This is a genomic window from Microbulbifer sp. ABF4_148, from assembly GCF_056158985.1.
This window is the reverse complement of the sequence record NZ_JBSWUI010000001.1, coordinates 975489-994063: the sequence shown is the minus strand read 5'-3', so window position 1 is coordinate 994063 and position 18575 is coordinate 975489. Positions and strand designations below refer to the sequence as shown.

The window sequence follows — 18575 nt, the reverse complement described above, 5'->3', positions numbered from 1 at the left end:
CGGGCTACACTGCTCCAAAGCGTGCGCCACTTCCCTCGTGGCGCACAGTGCGTCATCCAAACGCTACCCACTCGGCGTAAAGCAAAAGAACAGGGCGCCACATCGCTGGAGCCGAATCCCGCGACAGACAGCCGTCCTCCACGCTAGCCTGTAGAATTCACCGCCAAGTTGAAAACTTGCTGATGGGCTGCGGTCTACACTTTGCGAAAGAAGCGAAGAAATAAGGCAGAGGTTTCCACTCCATGTTCTCCCCCAAGGCGTTAACCACTTTTATTGGCGCAGTTGCCCTCTCCACACTGCCGATCATGGGACTCGGTGAAGGTAATGCGGCGTCAGAATCTGCCGAAGTTGCCGAGGGTCGCCTGCCGCTCGAAGACCTGCGCAGTTTCGCCAAGGTGTTCGAACAGATCCGCCAGGGATACGTGAATGAAGTGGACGACCGCACCCTGCTCGAGTACGCCATCAAGGGCATGCTCGAGGGCCTGGACCCGCACTCGTCCTATCTCGACCGCAAGTCTTTCGATGTACTGCAGTCGAACACTACCGGGGAATTTGCCGGCCTGGGTCTCGAGGTGGGCATCGAGAACAACCATATCACCGTGGTCACCCCGATGGATGACACCCCCGCTGCGCGCGCAGGCCTGAAAGCTGGTGATGTCATCCTGCGCCTGTCGGGCAAGTCGCTCAAAGGGGTCACCCTCGATGAAGCGGTGGAGCGCATGCGCGGCCCCCGCGGCACCAGCGTCACCCTGACCATCGCGCGCAAGGGCATGCGCGAACCCTTTGATGTCACCCTCAAGCGCGACACCGTGCGCGTGCGCAGTGTGCGCAGCAAAATCCTCGACGACGGCTACGGCTACCTGCGCATCAGCCAGTTCCAGGTGGGCACCGGCAGCGATGTCGCCCACGAGGTGAAAAAACTGCAGAAGAATGGCCAGCTGAAGGGCCTGATCCTCGACCTGCGCAACAATCCCGGTGGTGTCTTGCAGGCATCAGTGGAAGTTGCTGACGCGTTCCTCGAAGATGGACTGGTGGTGTATACCGAGGGCCGCAACGAGAGTTCCAACCTGAGTTACGCCGCCGAGCCCGGCGACCTGACTTCCGGCACCCCCATCGTGGTGCTGATTAACGACGGCTCTGCCTCCGCAGCAGAAATCGTTGCCGGTGCACTGCAGGACCACCGCCGCGCCGTGGTGATGGGTACCGAGAGCTTCGGCAAGGGCTCGGTGCAAACCGTGATTCCGATCAATAACGAGCGCGCAATAAAACTCACCACCGCGCTGTACTTCACCCCCAACGGCCGCTCGATCCAGGCGCAGGGCATCAAGCCCGACATCGTGGTAGAACGGGTCAAGGTCACCCGTCCGGAACGCCGCGCGCGCTCGACGGAAGCAGATCTGGCCGGCCACCTGAACAATGGTAACGGCGGCGCAGACAGCACCGCGGAAGATCGCCAGAAAGCGCGTGAACAGCGCAATGACTGGTACAGCGACGACAACCAGATTTTCGAAGCACTGAACGTATTGAAGGGCCTGAACCTGTACGCACTGCAGCAGCAGATGCGTCAGCAAAAAGTGGCCCGCACCGACTGAGAGCTGACCAGTCGCCCCCGGGCAGGGCCCGGTGTCCGGCAGTATCGATAGGACAGCAGTAGTTGACCGCAGGTGTGCAGTTCTGTGGTCTAGGGAAGGTGGTTATGCAGCAGTATCGCAGTGGCGAAGAGGGCTACAAGCTCCCTCTGCGCTCAGACCGTTTCTTCAAACTCCAGGACGACTGGTACTTCCAGGTCCGCGGCGGCGCCTGCTTCGGGCCCTATTGTTGCCGCGGCGAAGCCGCCCGTGCCGCGCGCCAGCTGTTTGGTACCAAGCCCAAACCCAAGCCCGTCGGCGGGGCAGAGATCCATCCTTTTGGCAGTCTGCGCGCGCGACGTTGGCGACAGCAGTTTCGCAACTGAGACCGGCGTTGATTGATCCCGATTGGCGCTTGAGCTAAACCTCTGGCGCCCGCCGAAAATCACACCCGCATTTCAATACCGGCAGATTGCATAGCGTCTTTGGCTTCGGCGATGGTGTATTCACCGAAGTGGAAAATGCTCGCTGCCAGTACCGCATCGGCACCGCCTTCGAGCACGCCGTCGGTCAGGTGCTGTAAGTTGCCCACACCACCAGAGGCGATCACCGGTACGTTCACGGCATCGGACACGGCGCGAGTCAGCGCCAGATCAAAACCATTTTTGGTACCGTCGCGATCCATGCTGGTGAGCAGGATTTCTCCCGCGCCCAGGTCGGCCATTTTCTTCGCCCACTCGACGGCATTGATGCCAGTTGGCTTGCGGCCACCGTGGGTGAAAATTTCCCAGCGCGGCTCGCCGTCGACATCCTCGACGCGCTTGGCATCAATGGCGACCACAATGCACTGACTGCCGAAACGCTCGGCGGCTTCACGCACGAACTCGGGATTTTTTACCGCTGCGGAATTGATCGCGGTTTTATCGGCACCGGCATTCAGCAGGTTGCGGATATCCTGCAGCGTGCGCACACCACCGCCAACGGTGAGCGGGATAAACACTTCTGCGGCCATCTTCTCGACGGTGTGCAGGGTGGTATCGCGGTCTTCGTGGGTCGCGGTGATATCGAGAAAAGTAATTTCGTCCGCACCGGCTTCGTTGTAGCGGCGGGCGATTTCCACCGGGTCACCGGCATCGCGGATATCGACAAAGTTCACGCCCTTGACCACACGGCCGGCGTCGACGTCGAGACAGGGGATAATGCGTTTGGCGAGACCCATAATAATTACGCTGCTCTGATGGTTCGTTCTGGTTCAGCCTGAACTTCGATCTGGACTTTAGTCAGTACTTCGGCCAGCACTTCGCAATTGGTGTAGTGGCGCCGGGCCACCGAAGCAGGCCTTTCGAAATCGCGTGCATACATCCCTGTAGCTCCGGCCGCGCCGTCCATGGCGCGGACGGTTTCGAAAGGGTGCTGCCGGTACTCAGGCTTCAATTTAACCTGCCGGAAAATAACCGGTGAAAATGTCTTAGCTTTTCCAGCTATCGCACAGCTTTTGCGCTTCAGCCAGGTCGAGCTTGTCTTCGTAAATCGCGCGACCGGTGATAGCTCCCGCTATTTTGCGGGAAGAGTCCCCGGCTTCCAGCAGCTTCTGGATATCTTCGATACAGCTGACACCACCGGAGGCAATAATCGGGACCTGTACCGCGTGTGCCATCTCCAGCGTGGCCGGGATATTCACACCCTGCATCATGCCGTCGCGGGCGATGTCGGTGTAGACGATGGAGCTCACACCGCAGTCTTCGAAGCGCTTGGCCAGTTCGGTGGCTTTCTGGTCGGACACTTCCGCCCAGCCTTCCGTTGCCACCAGTCCGTCTTTTGCGTCCAGGCCGACAATAATGTGGCCTTCAAACTCGCGGCAGGCTTCCTTGACCAGCTGCGGGTCTTTCACCGCGGCGGTGCCAATAATGGCCCAGGTCACGCCGGAATCGAGATAGCGCTCGATGGTCTTCAGGTCGCGAATGCCACCGCCGATCTGCACCGGCAGGTCCGGGAATTCTTTTGCGATCGCGGTTACGGCTTCACCGTTCACCGGGTTGCCGGCGAAGGCACCGTTCAGGTCTACCAGATGCAGACGCTTGGTACCCTGCTCCACCCAGTGGCGGGCAGTTGCCAGTGGGTCATCGGAAAATACGGTGGCATCGTCCATCTCGCCCTGGCGCAGGCGCACGCACTGGCCGTCTTTCAAATCGATCGCGGGGATAACAATCATGGTCAGGTTTTCTTAACGCTTGATTCAGAATTCTCTGGATATCGACAAGGCGTTGTTACGCCTTGCCATCCCAGTACACAAAATTTTTCAGCAGCTGCAGGCCGGCGTCGGAACTCTTTTCCGGATGGAACTGGGTAGCGAACAGGTTATTGCGGGCCACCGCTGCGGCGAGCGGCACACCGTATTCGGTGCGCCCGGCAATATCATCGCTGTTGTCTGCAGGTACATAAAAAGAATGCACGAAGTAAAAGCGACTGCCGTCTTCGATGCCCTGCCACAGCGGATGGTTGCGCTGCTGGCGTACCTGGTTCCAGCCCATATGCGGAACCTTTAACCTGGAAGCACCGGCAGTACGCTCACTGCCCTCTGTCAGATCACTGCCAAAAAACTTCACCGGCTCCGGAAAAATCCCGAGGCAATCCACCCCGTCATTTTCCTCACTGTGCGCCATCATGATCTGCATACCCACGCAGATACCCAGCACCGGCATACCGGCATCGATGGACTTGCGCAACAAGGGTTCAAATCCGGCCTCGACGAAGCCCGCCATACAATCGCGGATGGCGCCCACACCGGGGACTACCAGACGCTCGGCATCTTCGGCCTGCGCCGGCGTGGTCGCCAGCACCACCTCGGCCTCGGGCGCGACCTTGTGCAGCGCACTGGCAACCGAGTGCAAGTTGCCCATGCCGTAATCGAGGATCGCAATCTTGGTCACTTACAAAACACCCTTGGTGGAGGGCATGGTGCCAGCCATTCTGGGATCCGGGGTCAGCGCCATTCGCAGCGCGCGGCCGAAGGCCTTGAATACCGTCTCTACCTGGTGGTGGGCGTTGTGACCCTTGAGGCAGTCGATATGTAGGGTCACCAGCGCGTGGTTCACGAAGCCCTGGAAGAATTCGTAGAACAGCTCGGTATCGAAGTTGCCGATGCGCTTCTGGGTGAAGGGCACGCTCATCTCCAGGCCCGGGCGGCCGGAGAAGTCCACCACCACGCGGGACAGCGCCTCGTCCAGCGGCACATAGCTGTGGCCATAACGGGTCATGCCTTTCTTGTCACCCACCGCCTCGGTGATCGCCTTGCCGAGGGTGATGCCGATATCTTCCACCGTGTGGTGATCATCAATATGCACATCGCCCTTGCAGGTGATGTCCAGGTCGATCATGCCGTGACGGGCAATCTGGTCGAGCATATGCTCGAGGAATGGAACCCCGGTATCGAACTTGCCCTTGCCCTCGCCATCGAGGTTGAGGCTGACGCTGATCTGGGTTTCGAGGGTATCGCGATTGACGCTGGCCTTGCGCATAAGCAGTGCCGTCCTTCTGGTCTTGGGTTTGTGCACCCCTTCCGGGGGCCAATGCGGTAAGAGGCGCGAATTATACGGCCAAAATTCCTGAATGTGGCCCGATAGTGACACTTGAAACTTGATTCGTCACACGGTGCCCATATCATACGCACTATGGTACAGCTCACCCCCACTCATTCCCGCTTCTGGGCCAGCGTCGCGCTGCTGCTTGCGCTGCTTGTCGCCCAGCCGGTGTGGGCGGAGCATATCCACCTGGAGGCAGGCGAGTCCGAGCTGTGCGACCTGTGCTTCAACCATACCCCGGGCGCCACCGGCTCAGAGCTTCAGCTGCTGCCGCCTCAACCCCAATCCTGTCACGCGTTGGCCCTCAGCCCGCTCCCACTGGATTGCCAGCCGGAGCGACAAAGCGCCCGTGGGCCACCCCACCCCCTGTCACCGCAGTAATTACAACAATTGAAAATTTGAATTCGGCGTATAGCGCAGGCCAGTTGCCGTGCGCATGCCTCCGTGACAGGAACACACAATGTATAAGTCCAACCGACTGGCGCTGGCCATTGCCGGCACCCTGACCATTTCTGCAACTTCTGTAATCGCCCAGGAAAACGAGCGCCTGGAGCAGGTGTATGTCACCTCTTCCCCGCTGGAAAAGCCCGCCGATGCGGTTGCCGCGCCGGTCTCCGTACTGGCAGGTGAAGAGCTGCGCCAGCAGGCTGCGGGCACCCTGGGCCAGACCCTGAACAACCAGCTGGGCGTCGCCAATGCCTCGTTCGGCAGCGGTGTAGGCCTGCCGATCATTCGCGGCCAGGGCACCAACCGCGTCAAGGTTCTGACCGACAACATGGATGTGGCGGACGCGTCCAACACCTCCTCTGACCACGCCGCCAGTATCGAACCCCTGCTGGCCGAGCGCATCGAAATCCTGCGTGGCCCGGCCACCCTGCGTTACGGCAGCGGCGCCATCGGCGGTGTCGTGAACGTGATCGACGGCCGCATCCCCACCAGCCTGTCCGAGGAAACCGAGGGTGCCTTTGAACTGCGCCACGATTCCGGCAACAGCCAGGACGCCGGCGTCTTCCGCCTGAACGGCAGCGCGGGCCAGCTGGCCTGGTACGTGGACGGCGTTTACCGCGAAAACGGCCTGACCCAGATCCCCGGTGAGGCCATCGTCCACCACGAAGAGCACGACCACGCCGAGGAAATGGCCGGCGAAGAGCACGCCGAGGAAGAAGAATTCAACACCGATGGCTTTGTGGGGAACAGCAACAACCGCGCCCACAGCTACAGTGGCGGCCTGTCCTGGATCACCGAAACCGGCTTTGTGGGCTTCTCTGTCAACCAGCTGGAAAGCAACTACGGCATCCCGCTGGGCGCCCACGAGCATCATCATGAAGAAGAGCATGAAGGCGAAACCGCAGAAGAGCACGCCGAGCACGAAGAAGAAGGGGCCGAGGCTGTCCGTATCGCCCTGCAGCAGACCCGCTACGACCTGAAGGGCGAGCACCGCCTCAACAGCGAATACTGGGACAAGCTGAGCGTACGCCTGGGCTACAACGACTACGAGCACGCTGAGCTGGAAGAAGGCGAGCCCGGTACCGTGTTCACCAATGAAGCGCTGGAAGGCCGCATCGAGATCACCCACGACAACGGCGGCGAGTGGCGCGGAGCCTATGGTCTGCAGCTGACCGACAAAGACTTTGCCGCCGTCGGTGACGAGGCCTTTATCCAGCCGAGCAACACCACCAGCATTGGCCTGTTCGCCATGAAAGAACGCACCTGGGGTGACTGGCACCTGGACCTCGGCGGCCGCGTTGAGCAGGTCACCATCGATCCAGAACTGGCCGACAGCCAGGACTTCAACCTGCTGGGCCTGAGCAGCACCCTGCAGTACTTCCTGACCGAGCACCAGCACCTGAGCTTTGGTGCCACCCACGCCGAACGCGCGCCGGTCGCGGAAGAGCTGTTCGCCTTCGGTGAGCATCTGGCGGAAGCCCGCTTTATCGAGGGAGAAGAAGACCTCAACAAGGAGAAGTCCTTCAACCTGGAGCTGGGCTACCACCACCACAACGAGGAAGCCTCCGGCTGGCACGCCATGCGCGTCGAAGCCAACCTGTTCTACAACCGTGTAACCGACTACATCTACTCGGCCAATACCGGCGAGATGTTCGTGGAAGAGCACCTGGAAGAAGATCCGCTCGCTGAAGAGCCGCACGAAGAAGAAGGACTGGCCATCTACGGTTACACCAACCGCGATGCGGTGTTCTACGGTGCCGAGGCTTCCGTGAGCTTCCCGTTTGCCGGCGGCCACTACGTGGAACTGTTCGGTGACAGCGTGCGCGCCAGCTTCGACGGCGCCCTGGAACTGCACCACGAAGAAGAGGAACACGCCGGCGAAGAGGAGCATGCCCACGAAGAGGTTGTGGACAACAGCCGCTCTGTACCGCGCATGCCGCCGCTGCGTGTCGGTATCGCCTTTGGTGGTAACTACGACCAGTGGAACTGGCAGCTGCGCACCACCAAGGCGTCTGCCCAGGAACGCGCCGGTGCCTTCGAAGAAGAGACCGAAGGCTACACCCGCATGGACCTGACCGCGCGCTACAACCTGAATGTGGCCGGCAACAACGCGGTGCTGTTCGCCAGCGCACGCAACCTGCTGGACGAAGAGATCCGCAACTCCACCTCCCTGCTGCGTGACTTCGCTCCGGAAGCCGGCCGCAGCGTGGAAGCCGGTATTCGTTTCCGCTTCTAAGCGCACTCAAGGGGCGTGGCACCTGGACCCCGGCCTGCGCCGGGGTGACGGGATACTGGATGGGCAAGCAGGCTCCCGTTGGGCCTTCACCGGTTCCTACCTCCGTCCCGGCGCAAGCCGGGAACTTGGTGCCACCGCATCCGACTCTGGACTCTGGCTGCGCCGGAATGACGAGAACCGCAACACCTCCACGGTCGTCATCCCGGCGCAGGCCGGGATCCAGAACCCACCGCGCTCGACGCATTGCAGGAGTCCATTTGCTCCCCCGTGTTTTTAGACGACACACTTTCCCAGCGTCAAATTCCTCCTTTCGCAAAATCCCCGAGCAAATTCCTGACGTCATTCACCACACGGCCAGCCTTTTCTCCTACAATTGCCGGATAAACCAATAACGCCTGCAGCGCCGGTTTGCGCTGTGAACAAGGGATTGTCCGCTCCATGGCCGTGCTCAAGCGCATACTCATTACCCTGCTTATCCTGATCCTGCTGCTGGTGGGCGTTGTCGCCTGGCTGCTGTCCGGGATCGACATCAACAAATACAAGCCGCAGCTGATTGAGCTGGCGCAGAAACAGGGCATTGCGCTGCAGCTCGACGGGGACATCGGCTGGCAGCTATGGCCGGACATCGGCCTGGAACTCGAGGGCGTGCAGCTGGCACCGCTGGCCCTGCCGGAGCAGCCGCTGGTCAAGGCCGAGCGCCTCGCCATTGGCGTGGCCCTGATGCCCCTGCTGAAAAAGCAGGTGGATGCGGAAGAGATCGTGCTGGTCGCGCCGCAGATTGAGCTGGCGGTAAACGAGCAGGGCAAGGGCAACTGGGAAGTGCTGGCAGAAGCCATCCAGGCCAAACAGAAAGCCGATGCCCAGCAACCGCCGCAGCTGGATGTGCCCCAGCAGGGCACACAGGCCATCGACCTGTCGCTGAACAAGCTGCGTATTGAAGACGGCCGCATCCGCTACACCGATGCCCAGGCCAAGACCGAATATGCCGTGGACCAGCTGCAGGTCACCGCCGACAATCTGGTACCCGGCGGTGAACCCGGCCAGATCAGCGCCACCGCTGAAGTCACCGGCAGCGCCCTGACCGAGCCTGTCACCCTGCAGATCAACAGTTCGCTCGCCATCGACGAGGGCCTCAACGGCCTGCGCCTGCAGCCGGTGGAAGTCACTGCCAGCGCCGGCGACGCCCGCGCGGAGTTTTACCTGCGCGGCTATGTGCGCCGCAGCAAGCCGGAGCAGCCCTGGCAGATCCAGCTCAACACCAACGCCAAGCTCGAGCCCCTGCGCCCGTGGCTGGCCGTGGTAGGCAGCGAACTGGAAACCCAGAACGCCAACGCACTGCAGAAGCTGACTCTCGAATCCAACCTGGAAGGTACCGACAAGCAGCTCACCTTCACTCCGCTGCAGATACAGCTGGATGACACCGAGTTCGCCGGCAGCGCCCAGTTCCGCAACGACAACATTCCCGGTATCGACCTGAACCTGCGCGGCGGCGCACTGGTGCTCGACGACTACCTGCCCCCGTCGACGGACGAAACCGCCGCGCCCGCGGCAACCGCCGACAGCACCGCGGCTGAGCAGGCTGCCGACCCTGCCCCCGCCGAACAGACGGCAGACGTCAGCGCGGAAAACAAAGCCGCAGATAAGCAAGCCGCAGAAGAAAAAGCGGCAGAAGCCGAAGCGGCAGAAGCCACGCCGCTGCCGCTCACCGCCATGCGCGGCTTCCGTGCCAATATCGACCTTTCGCTGGAAAAGCTCACCGCCGCCGACCTGCAGCTCGACAACCCGCAGCTGCAGCTGAATGTGGATAACGGCCTGTACCGCCTGCAGAAACTCGCCGCCGGCTTGTACGGTGGCCAGTTCAGCAGCAATGGCACCTTCAACGCCCGCGCCCAGTCAGCGGTGGCTGCACTCGATGGCGGCCTGGCCGATGTGGAAATCTCCAAGGTGCAGGAAGCCCTGTTCCCCAGCGACAAGGTCAAGGTCTCCGGCCAGTCCAGCGTGAACTGGACCGCACAGACCCGCGGCGCCGATACCGCCGAGCTGCAGAAGCAGCTGCGCGCGGTGGTACAGGTATCGAGCAAATCGATGGCACTGGCGCCGTTCAACCTGGAAAAAGGCATGTGCCAGCTGGTGAGCTACGCCGAAAAAACCGAGCTGCCCGCGCGCGACTGGCCCGCCCAGACCCGCCTGCAGGACCTGCGCGTGGACCTCACCGTGAGCGGTGACGAGGTGAAGGTCGAGGAGATCCTCGCCGGAGTGGAAAACATTGCCGTCACCGGCGATGGCGAAGTGGACCTGGACAAGGGCGAGTTCGACTTTGCCCTGGGCCTGGCACTGGTGGGCCAGCAGACCTCTGCCGACGGCTGCACCATCCGCAACGAACGCTGGCGCAACCGCCCGCTGCCGCTGCGCTGCAAAGACAGCTTTGCCGACGCCGGCGCCACCAGTTGTAAACCCGACAGCCGCCGCATCGACGACGTGCTGCGCGAGGAAATCAAGCACAAGGCCAAGAAGAAGTACGAGGGCAAGGTGAAGGAGCAGGTCGACAAACTCAAGGACCGCTTCAAGGGCCTGTTCGGGCGCGATCGCAAGGACTGAGTTGCACACGCAACATTCGCTCAAACCGTTCCACCAACAGCAAAACGGCGCCAACCCGACGAGGGTTTGGCGCCAATCTCGGGGCCGCGCCACAGGCCCCGGCCTTTCGGCCAGATTGCCACCTTTTGCCAGGCGCTTTGCGCCGCCAGGCCGTTCCCTTCCCCGCAGAAATCCCCTAAGGTGACCCTCGCCGGTACAGGACCGCGACCGGCACAGGAGAGATTTGCCAGGAATGCCCGTGACCGAGCCAACAACGCGAGAACTCAACCGCATCCCCAGCGTGACCGCCATGCTGCTGCGCGCCGGTACCTGCCGCAAGCCGAAGCAGACGGACCCACAGTTTCCGCCCATCGAGCTGATCGCCCGCAATGTGCGCGCCGATGCCGGCAAGCTGCGCAAATTCCGCCGCGCCTGTGACTTCGCCGACGGCGACACCATGCCGGTCACTTATCCACATATCATGGCCTTCGCCCTGCACCTGCAGCTGATGCTGGAACCGGCCTTCCCTTATGCGCCCATGGGCGCCGTACACCTGCGCAACCAGATCCACCAGCGCCGCCCGATCCGCAATGACGAGGCGCTGGATATCAGCGTGCGCCTGGGCGAGGCCCGCCCCGTCACCAAGGGCTACGAAGTGGACATCATTACCGAAGCCCGCCCCGCCGGCGACAGCAGCGGCGAACCCATCTGGGAAGAACTCAGCGTGGTGCTGATCCGCAAGGGCCCGCACCTGGGCAAGGGCAAAGCCAACAAGACCGCCGCCGCCAAACCCACGCGCCCCGCGCGCGAAGCCGCCAAAGCCTTCGCCCGCTCGGTACAGTGGCAGCTGCCCGCCAATAAGGGCCGCCAGTACGCCGCCGCCTCCGGCGACTTCAACCCGATTCACCTGTACCCGTTTACCGCCAAACTGCTGGGCTTCCGCCGGCAGATTGTGCACGGCATGTGGAGCAAGAGCCGCACCCTGGCCGAACTACTGCCCGCCGATCACAGCGGCCCCATCACCACCGACGTCGCGTTCAAGCTGCCCATCTACCTGCCCGGCACCGTCACCCTGCTGTCCGACAGCAGCAACGGCGCCACCGAGTTTGAACTGCGCGACGGCCGCGGCCGCAAGCCGCACCTGTCGGGCAACCTGCAGCTGGGCTGAGCCACCCCCTCTGGACCCCGGCCTCCGCCGGGGTGACGACATCTCATTGTCACACCACAAACCATAAACCGGTCCAAAGCACACACTTACGCCATCGTCATCGCGACACAGACCGAGACCCAGCCACCACAACACCACCAGTACCTCCCATCGTCATCCCGGCGAAGGCCGGGATCCAGCCACCACAAAACCATCAGCGCCTTCCAACACGCACACACCCCTCCTCGTCATCCCGACACAGGCCGAAACTCAGCCACCACAACACCACCAGTCCCTCCATCGCACACATAACCCCATCGTCATCCCGGCGCAGGCCGGGACCCAACCACCACAACACCATCAGCCCCTCCCATCGTCATCCCGGCGCAGGCCGGGATCCAGCCACCACAACACCACCAGCACCCCCCATCGTCATCCCGGCGAAGGCCGGGATCCAGGGACCACCCAACCCCTCCGTACCGCCAGAGCCACAACAGAACCCGGAACAACCCAGCTCTGGTAAACTCCCCCCAAATGCAACAGCCCGCCAACCCCATGCCCACGAAGATGTCCCCCACCCAATTCCAGCAAGCCGTCCTCACCTGGTTCGACCAGCACGGCCGCAAAGACCTGCCGTGGCAGCAGGACATCAACCCCTACCGGGTGTGGGTATCAGAGATCATGCTGCAGCAGACCCAGGTCACCGCAGTGATCCCTTACTTCGAGCGATTTATGCAGAGCTTCCCCACGCTGGACGCCCTCGCCAGTGCACCGCTCGACCAGGTACTAGCCCACTGGAGCGGCCTTGGCTACTACGCCCGCGCGCGCAACCTGCACAAGTGCGCACAGACCGTAATGACAGAACACGGCGGGGCTTTTCCGCAGGATGTCGAGGCCCTCACCGAACTGCCCGGTATCGGCCGCTCCACCGCCGGCGCCATTGCCAGTATCAGCATGGGCCTGAACGCGCCCATCCTCGATGGCAACGTCAAACGGGTACTGGCCCGCTTTAGCGCCATTGCCGGCTGGCCCGGCCAGAGCGCCGTGGCCAAAGACCTGTGGGCCCTGGCCGAACAGTTCACCCCAGAAGAGCGCACCAACCATTACACCCAGGCCATGATGGACCTGGGCGCCACCGTGTGTACCCGCAGCAAACCCCGCTGCGACGCCTGCCCATTGCAAGCAGGCTGCACCGCACGCGCGCAGGGCAACCCGCAGGACTACCCCGGCAAAAAGCCCAAAAAAGAGAAACCGGTGCGCTGCACCACCATGCTATTGATCGAGCACGACGGCGAGCTCTACCTGGAACAGCGCCCACCCAGCGGTATCTGGGGCGGCCTGTGGATTCCGCCACAATTGGAACAAGACGATGGCGGGGAGGCCAGCGCACAGGAATGGCTCGCCAGCCGCGACCTGGCCGCCAGCGAGCTACAGGCCCTACCCACCCTGCGCCATACTTTCACCCACTTCCACCTGGACATCAGCCCCGTGTGGATCCAGCTGGCTAAACGACCAACGCTTGGCAAACAGCAGGTAGCCGAAGGCGGCAGCGGCTGGTATAAACTGCGCCAGCTCAACCGCCCCCGCGCGGCACAGGACCTGGGCCTGCCAGCCCCCATCGCCAAACTGGCGAAACAACTGGACGCCATGCGCGCCCCGCTCCTCACCGAGCAGGCCGGCAGCTAACCATCCAGCAAACAGGCAAACCAACAGACAGCGCAGCGGCCCAGCCGCCGCTGCCCACAACAGACCAGTAACGACTGCACAGGAAGGAGACCCCCATGTCGCGCACCGTATTCTGCCGCAAGTACCAGCAGGAACTCGAAGGCCTGGACCGCCCACCCTTCCCCGGCCCGAAAGGCCAGGACATCTTCGACAACGTCTCCAAAAAAGCCTGGGGCGAATGGATGGCCCACCAGACCATGCTCATCAACGAAAAGCGCCTCAACATGATGGAGCCGTCGTCCCGCGCCTACCTGGGTGAGCAGATGCAGAAATTCCTCAGCGGCGAGGAGTACGACGACGCAGAAGGCTACGTTCCCCCGTCGGAATAAGCCCCAAAAGGAAGCCCGAGGCGCCTAAAAAGTAAGCACTCACTTACAGAAAAACTGATTTGCAATCAAAGGGTTGACTCCTCCCCGGCAAGCGGGTTTAATACGCGCCTCGCTACCGGGGACACCCCGGAAAAACAGCGAAGCCCGGATAGCTCAGTTGGTAGAGCAGGGGATTGAAAATCCCCGTGTCGGTGGTTCGATTCCGCCTCCGGGCACCATACAAAACAGGCTCCATCCGAAAGGATGGGGCCTTTTTTGTATGGCTCTCGGGGGCCGGATGATGAACCACCGCTGGTTCGACTAATTGCGACAGCAATTAGAAACGAGCGCGAACGCGCGAAGCCCGCAGGGTCGTAATAGCCCCTAGGCTATTACGATTCTTCCGCCTCCAGGCAACCCTACCCGACACCTCAAAATCGCCTAGAACCACCGATGTGGTTCGACTAATCGCGACAGCGATTTGCAACGAGCACAAAGCGCGACTAACCAGCGCAGCGCCAGTTAGCAAAGCGAAGCTTCCCGAAGGGCGCACACCTGAAAGGTGGGCGTATACCCCGCAGGGGCACAATAGCCCCCAGGCTATTACGATTCTTCCGCCTCCGGGCACCTCTTCCCGACACCTCGATACTCTTTAGAACCACCGCCGGTTCGACTAATCGCGACAGCGATTTGCAACGAGCGCAAAGCGCGACTAACCAGCGCAGCGCCAGTTAGCAAAGCGAAGCTTCCCGAAGGGCGCACACCTGAAGGGTGGGCGTATACCCCGCAGGGTCGTAATAGCCCCTAGGCTATTACGATTCTTCCGCCCCTACCCGACACCCCTCAAGCCGATAGAACCACCACTGGTTCGACTAACTGCGACAGCAGTTAGAAACAAGCGAAAACGCGCGAAGCCCGCCGGGGCACAATAGCCCCTAGGCTATTGTGATTCTTCCGCCTCCGGGCAGCTCTACCCGGCAGTTAAAAACCTCCCGGGAATAGTTCGATAAGTATATCCGCGCTCTAATTACCATTGGCCACCGCGCCCCACCGGAAACACTTTAGCGTACATGACACTCTTACAGTCAACGGACACCCACAACCAACCTTCGAACTCTAGGCCGAACTTAAATATTTTACGAAAGACTTATACCAACTGACCCAAAAAAATTCTGCTCAGATAGTTCGAGCTATCAAATTTCGTCCCGCGCAACCAAAAGATGGCGAGAGCTGAAGCTAGCTTTTCAAATAACCTTTGATGAAACAAGACTTCGCCCCCACAAAACCTAAAGAATGCCTTTTACTTTAGATTTGTGCCCTACGAGCCGCCAACTCTGCCCGTCTAAATTTTTTTCCAAAAGAATACCAATTCAAGCTATGTTAAAGGGCCCTCCCTAGCTCTTATCGTCCGCTCGCTCATCTGGACACCAATACTAAAACTTGAAGGCTTCCCATAACTCAAAAGACGAGCATCTCAAAATCGAGAGAACAAATTTCAAACACTTCATTACGAAACGCTCATGCCGAGCAAAGCGTGTTGCTCAACTATCTACAGGAAAAATCCAAAAAACGGCTATTTTTAGGCTGTTGTTTCCATCCAATTGGTAGATAATACCGAAATGCATGAAGTCTATTAGCGTCGATCTCGATGGAAACAACCACATTAAACAAATCATATTCAGGCATGGTAGGAACGTATATAGACCTATTTAGTGGCTGCGGAGGCCTTTCGCTCGGGCTTGGAAAAGCAGGCTGGACAGGTATCTTTGCTATTGAGAAAGATCAAATGGCATTCGAAACCTTTAGGCATAACATGATTGACGGTTCGAGGTACTCTCACTTTACGTGGCCAAAGTGGTTACCCAAGGAATCAACAACTATCGAGACCCTTCTGAGTCAACACTACGAAAAGCTAGAAAAACTTAAGTACAAAGTAGACCTGATAGCGGGGGGGCCACCGTGTCAAGGATTCTCTCTGGCTGGAATGAGAAAATCGGACGATCCGCGTAACCGCATGTCGCAAGAATACATAAAGATGGTCGGCATTATTCGACCAAAATTCTTACTTTTAGAAAATGTAAAAGGCTTCGATGCGGCATTTAACAATAGCAATAAAGAAGCCAAGAAAACAGCATACTCACTAATTGTCCAAAAATCACTTGAGGATCTTGGATACAAAGTTTATCGCGAAATATTAAATTCAGACCGCTTTGGCGTGCCTCAAGTCAGATCTCGTTTCATAATGCTCGGAATTCGCAACGATCTTAAGCATGATGGAATTTCGCCGTTCATATTACTTGAAGATATTAGGAAGAAATTTCTTGAAGAAAAGAGGCTACCGATCAACAGGCCTATCACCGTAAAAAATGCAATCGGTGATTTAGAAATTTCCAAGCACAAACTGGTACATCATTCTGGGAATATCCAGAGTGGATTTAAGAAAATAAAGTATAAGCCACCTAAAAAACCAAATAGGTTCCAAAAATTAATGAGGGAAGGACTTAACGGGCGCCCTCCAAACAGCATGAGACTAGCCAGACATAAAGCCTCAACAATAGAAAAGTTTAGGCTCATCAAAAAAATATCTCGACCAGGCATAGTGTTAAACGCTAAAGAGAAGGCAATTATTGGTACTCGAAAACATGCCATTTGTGTTCTAGACCCAACCAAACCATCCAAGACGGTCACGACGCTACCGGATGATATATTGCACTACAGCGAGCCGAGAATACTTACGGTGAGAGAAACGGCGAGAATTCAATCGTTTCCTGATGATTTTGTATTCACTGGAAAGTACACCACAGGCGGTAAAATACGCACCAGCGAGTGCCCAAGATATACACAGGTTGGAAATGCTGTTCCCCCTCTTCTGGGAGAAGCACTCGGAAAGCTAATTTTATTCCTCTTAGTAAAAACCATGCATTGACGCGTAATACAAGGACGTAATCGATGGAAGATAATTCAGTTAGCGATGCAGACTTGCAGCTTATAGAGGACATTTCTCAATCTGAGATCACAGGTAAAAATGCCACGACCAAGCTGAAAACGGACGAGAAAGTACTAGCTCGAGTAACCGATGGGATCTATCGACTACCGGGCTCAGCCATTCGCGAGCTAATTTCCAATTCTTATGATGCTGACGCTGAACAGGTAACAATTTATACCGATGCTCCACGTTTCGAAAGCATGACCATTAAAGATGATGGCAACGGTATGTCAGTTGAAACATTAGTTAACCTAATTGGACACATTGGCGGGAGTGCAAAAAGAAGCCTAAAAGGTCAAAACTTAAATATAACCGACCCGAATGATTTGACTCGCTCCCCGCGAAAAAAACGTAAGCTAATTGGAAAGATCGGCATTGGCCTTTTTAGCGTTGCGCAATTAACCCGTAATTTTGAAATTATCACTAAGCAAGAAGGTACAGATTTTTATCTCAACGCTAGAGTACGTCTCTACAATTACTCAGAAGAAAATGTTTCCAAAGAGGATGCTCTGGCCTCTCAGGAGAATCGTGGCGCGAGCTTCGAAACCGGCGACGTTGAAATCTGGAAGGAAACGACTAAGAATCTTTCTGCCCATGGCACAGATATAATTTTACGTGACATAAAGAAGAGCGCAGCCGATCTTCTAAAGAGCGTCGATATTTGGGGGCAAGAATCTGCCGAAACAGAGAAAGCCGATAACACTGATGCTTTAGACTCTGGAAAAATAGAGAAAAACGACATCTTTGATTTCATGGACTCTTCTAAAGCAGTTCTGCCCGAATATCATATTGGATATTTGAGCGGGAAAAATGGATTCGAGTTTTTCGATGAAAAAAAACAGAGATCCCCTAAACTCCCTTGGAATGAAGAAGACAAATCAAGCGATAAATTTAATAAACTACATGATGCGGTTATTCGTCTAACTCGAAGCAGAGTAAATCCAAAACTAAAAGAAGTTCTTGATGAATATCTTCAAATGCTATGGACTCTGTCACTTTCGGTTCCTCTAAATTATATAGATAAGCATCCATTCTCATTATCTATTGCTGACATTCCCCAAACTTACATCATTAGCAATAAGTTAAAGGGACAAGCTGAAAAACTATCAGCCAAAGATAGCTTAGCTAGCTTTTCCTCATACATCCCGCTCAAAACGACGTCCAAAAGAATAGACTTTAATGTAACTATAGATGGTATTGATCTTTATCGCCCGATTCGATATTCAGACTTGCCGACTAGTTCAGCTTCAGTAAAGAAGCCAATTTTATTTCTTGGCTCCTACTCTCCAAACTTAAAGGCAATGGATCCCAAGGACTCTGCTGGTTCTCTCGCTTTTGATGCCTATCTTTTATGGTCTCCAAAAGTTGTCCCTAAAGATCATAACGGAGTTCTCGTTCGCCTTCATAACTCTTCGGGCATAATGTTCGATGAAACATTCATGAAACATCAAGTTGCAGAACACACTATAAAAAGCCAGCTAACAGTTGAAATTTTTGTTACCGAGGGCTTGGACTCTGCATTAAATATAGATCGTGAATCATTCAATATTGCCCACCCACACTATCAAATAGTTATGAGATGGCTACACCAAGCTATTAGGCAAGTTGTAAATAAGTACAAACAAATAAAGAAAAACCAAACACTTATCAATCAGGATATAAGGCGCTCAAAATTTGCTCAAAATCTTTCTAACCATGTAGACAATAGAATTGTGGCTCTTGGGCAAGATCCAAACGAAAAACCAAAATTTGAGGTCAAGGACGGAGAGGATCGCAAAACCAATAATAGCGACTCTTTTTCTATTTCAAAAAATCTATATCAAGAGTACACAGGAATTAGACAGACAGCATCAGAGAAGAGCTTAAAGATCGAAGCCAAATCCGAAGCTATTCTTCAAATTCTAGATGCCTACGGTCTATTAGAAGGTATCACTCAGAATCAAGCTGACAGCCTAATCGTCGATTTATTAAAGATTTTAAGTACGGATGCATAAGGGCCT

Annotated in this window: 16 protein-coding genes and 1 tRNA gene; 10 read left to right on the top strand and 7 right to left on the bottom strand. The window is 57.3% G+C overall.

Annotated elements, in window-relative coordinates; translation table 11 throughout:
• The first annotated feature begins 242 nt into the window (after positions 1–242).
• Together ACXAD0_RS04355 and ACXAD0_RS04350 are read left to right on the top strand one after the other, a co-directional pair.
• Positions 243–1592 carry a S41 family peptidase gene (locus ACXAD0_RS04355; protein WP_475087128.1) on the top strand — a complete coding sequence of 450 codons (1350 nt, stop codon included), beginning with the start codon at positions 243–245 and terminating at the stop codon, positions 1590–1592.
• Positions 1593–1696: 104 nt separating this feature from the next.
• On the top strand, positions 1697–1954 hold the full coding sequence (locus tag ACXAD0_RS04350) for a DUF6316 family protein (RefSeq protein ID WP_475087127.1): 258 nt from the start codon (positions 1697–1699) through the stop codon (positions 1952–1954).
• 59 nt (positions 1955–2013) lie between these two features.
• Here the strand turns inward: ACXAD0_RS04350 and hisF are convergent, their stop codons facing one another.
• The 6 genes from hisF to ACXAD0_RS04320 all read right to left on the bottom strand — a co-directional run bounded on the left by hisF (position 2014) and on the right by ACXAD0_RS04320 (position 5383).
• The gene (hisF, locus tag ACXAD0_RS04345) at positions 2014–2787 is read right to left on the bottom strand and encodes an imidazole glycerol phosphate synthase subunit HisF (RefSeq protein ID WP_475087126.1); all 774 of its coding nucleotides are present in this window, start codon (positions 2785–2787) and stop codon (positions 2014–2016) included.
• Positions 2788–2792: 5 nt separating this feature from the next.
• Complete coding sequence (locus ACXAD0_RS04340) at positions 2793–3002, bottom strand: hypothetical protein (RefSeq protein ID WP_475087125.1); 210 nt, start codon at positions 3000–3002, stop codon at positions 2793–2795.
• A gap of 34 nt (positions 3003–3036) precedes the next feature.
• Positions 3037–3780: a 1-(5-phosphoribosyl)-5-[(5-phosphoribosylamino)methylideneamino]imidazole-4-carboxamide isomerase gene (gene hisA / locus ACXAD0_RS04335; protein ID WP_475087124.1), complete on the bottom strand. Its 744-nt coding sequence runs from the start codon at positions 3778–3780 to the stop codon at positions 3037–3039.
• 55 nt (positions 3781–3835) lie between these two features.
• The gene (gene hisH / locus ACXAD0_RS04330) at positions 3836–4498 is read right to left on the bottom strand and encodes an imidazole glycerol phosphate synthase subunit HisH (protein ID WP_475087123.1); all 663 of its coding nucleotides are present in this window, start codon (positions 4496–4498) and stop codon (positions 3836–3838) included.
• The gene (gene hisB, locus ACXAD0_RS04325) at positions 4499–5092 is read right to left on the bottom strand and encodes an imidazoleglycerol-phosphate dehydratase HisB (protein WP_475090308.1); all 594 of its coding nucleotides are present in this window, start codon (positions 5090–5092) and stop codon (positions 4499–4501) included.
• Between the two features lie 120 nt (positions 5093–5212).
• The gene (locus tag ACXAD0_RS04320; RefSeq protein WP_475087122.1) at positions 5213–5383 is read right to left on the bottom strand and encodes a hypothetical protein; all 171 of its coding nucleotides are present in this window, start codon (positions 5381–5383) and stop codon (positions 5213–5215) included.
• A gap of 226 nt (positions 5384–5609) precedes the next feature.
• Between ACXAD0_RS04320 and ACXAD0_RS04315 the strand changes: the two genes are divergently transcribed.
• The 3 genes from ACXAD0_RS04315 (at position 5610) to ACXAD0_RS04305 (ending at position 11577) form a co-directional block, all read left to right on the top strand.
• Positions 5610–7832 carry a TonB-dependent receptor gene (locus ACXAD0_RS04315; RefSeq protein ID WP_475087121.1) on the top strand — a complete coding sequence of 741 codons (2223 nt, stop codon included), beginning with the start codon at positions 5610–5612 and terminating at the stop codon, positions 7830–7832.
• Between the two features lie 438 nt (positions 7833–8270).
• Entirely contained in the window at positions 8271–10430 is a 2160-nt protein-coding gene (locus ACXAD0_RS04310; protein WP_475087120.1) for an AsmA family protein, read from the top strand.
• 238 nt (positions 10431–10668) lie between these two features.
• The gene (locus tag ACXAD0_RS04305) at positions 10669–11577 is read left to right on the top strand and encodes a MaoC/PaaZ C-terminal domain-containing protein (RefSeq protein WP_475087119.1); all 909 of its coding nucleotides are present in this window, start codon (positions 10669–10671) and stop codon (positions 11575–11577) included.
• 193 nt (positions 11578–11770) lie between these two features.
• Here ACXAD0_RS04305 and ACXAD0_RS04300 read toward each other — a convergent pair whose 3' ends face one another.
• Positions 11771–11917: a hypothetical protein gene (locus tag ACXAD0_RS04300; RefSeq protein ID WP_475087118.1), complete on the bottom strand. Its 147-nt coding sequence runs from the start codon at positions 11915–11917 to the stop codon at positions 11771–11773.
• Between the two features lie 173 nt (positions 11918–12090).
• Here ACXAD0_RS04300 and mutY point away from each other — a divergent pair, with 173 nt between their 5' ends.
• The 5 genes from mutY to ACXAD0_RS04275 all read left to right on the top strand — a co-directional run bounded on the left by mutY (position 12091) and on the right by ACXAD0_RS04275 (position 18569).
• On the top strand, positions 12091–13242 hold the full coding sequence (mutY, locus tag ACXAD0_RS04295) for an A/G-specific adenine glycosylase (RefSeq protein WP_475087117.1): 1152 nt from the start codon (positions 12091–12093) through the stop codon (positions 13240–13242).
• A 95-nt stretch (positions 13243–13337) separates the two neighbouring features.
• Entirely contained in the window at positions 13338–13610 is a 273-nt protein-coding gene (locus ACXAD0_RS04290; protein WP_475087116.1) for an oxidative damage protection protein, read from the top strand.
• A gap of 142 nt (positions 13611–13752) precedes the next feature.
• Positions 13753–13828, top strand: a tRNA-Phe gene (locus ACXAD0_RS04285).
• A 1409-nt stretch (positions 13829–15237) separates the two neighbouring features.
• Positions 15238–16515, top strand: a complete 1278-nt coding sequence (locus ACXAD0_RS04280) for a DNA cytosine methyltransferase (protein ID WP_475087115.1) — start codon at positions 15238–15240, stop codon at positions 16513–16515.
• A gap of 23 nt (positions 16516–16538) precedes the next feature.
• Complete coding sequence (locus ACXAD0_RS04275; RefSeq protein ID WP_475087114.1) at positions 16539–18569, top strand: ATP-binding protein; 2031 nt, start codon at positions 16539–16541, stop codon at positions 18567–18569.
• Positions 18570–18575: the final 6 nt, after the last annotated feature.

Excerpts from the sequence above, each read along its gene's own strand:
- ACXAD0_RS04355 (WP_475087128.1), top strand. The coding sequence starts at position 243 with ATGTTCTCCCCCAAGGCGTTAACCACTTTTATTGGCGCAGTTGCCCTC.
- ACXAD0_RS04350 (WP_475087127.1), top strand. The coding sequence starts at position 1,697 with ATGCAGCAGTATCGCAGTGGCGAAGAGGGCTACAAGCTCCCTCTGCGC.
- hisF (WP_475087126.1), bottom strand. The coding sequence starts at position 2,787 with ATGGGTCTCGCCAAACGCATTATCCCCTGTCTCGACGTCGACGCCGGC.
- hisA (WP_475087124.1), bottom strand. The coding sequence starts at position 3,780 with ATGATTGTTATCCCCGCGATCGATTTGAAAGACGGCCAGTGCGTGCGC.
- ACXAD0_RS04320 (WP_475087122.1), bottom strand. The coding sequence starts at position 5,383 with ATGGTTGAAGCACAGGTCGCACAGCTCGGACTCGCCTGCCTCCAGGTG.
- ACXAD0_RS04315 (WP_475087121.1), top strand. The coding sequence starts at position 5,610 with ATGTATAAGTCCAACCGACTGGCGCTGGCCATTGCCGGCACCCTGACC.
- ACXAD0_RS04310 (WP_475087120.1), top strand. The coding sequence starts at position 8,271 with ATGGCCGTGCTCAAGCGCATACTCATTACCCTGCTTATCCTGATCCTG.
- ACXAD0_RS04300 (WP_475087118.1), bottom strand. The coding sequence starts at position 11,917 with ATGGTGTTGTGGTGGTTGGGTCCCGGCCTGCGCCGGGATGACGATGGG.
- mutY (WP_475087117.1), top strand. The coding sequence starts at position 12,091 with ATGCAACAGCCCGCCAACCCCATGCCCACGAAGATGTCCCCCACCCAA.
- ACXAD0_RS04290 (WP_475087116.1), top strand. The coding sequence starts at position 13,338 with ATGTCGCGCACCGTATTCTGCCGCAAGTACCAGCAGGAACTCGAAGGC.
- ACXAD0_RS04280 (WP_475087115.1), top strand. The coding sequence starts at position 15,238 with ATGGAAACAACCACATTAAACAAATCATATTCAGGCATGGTAGGAACG.
- ACXAD0_RS04275 (WP_475087114.1), top strand. The coding sequence starts at position 16,539 with ATGGAAGATAATTCAGTTAGCGATGCAGACTTGCAGCTTATAGAGGAC.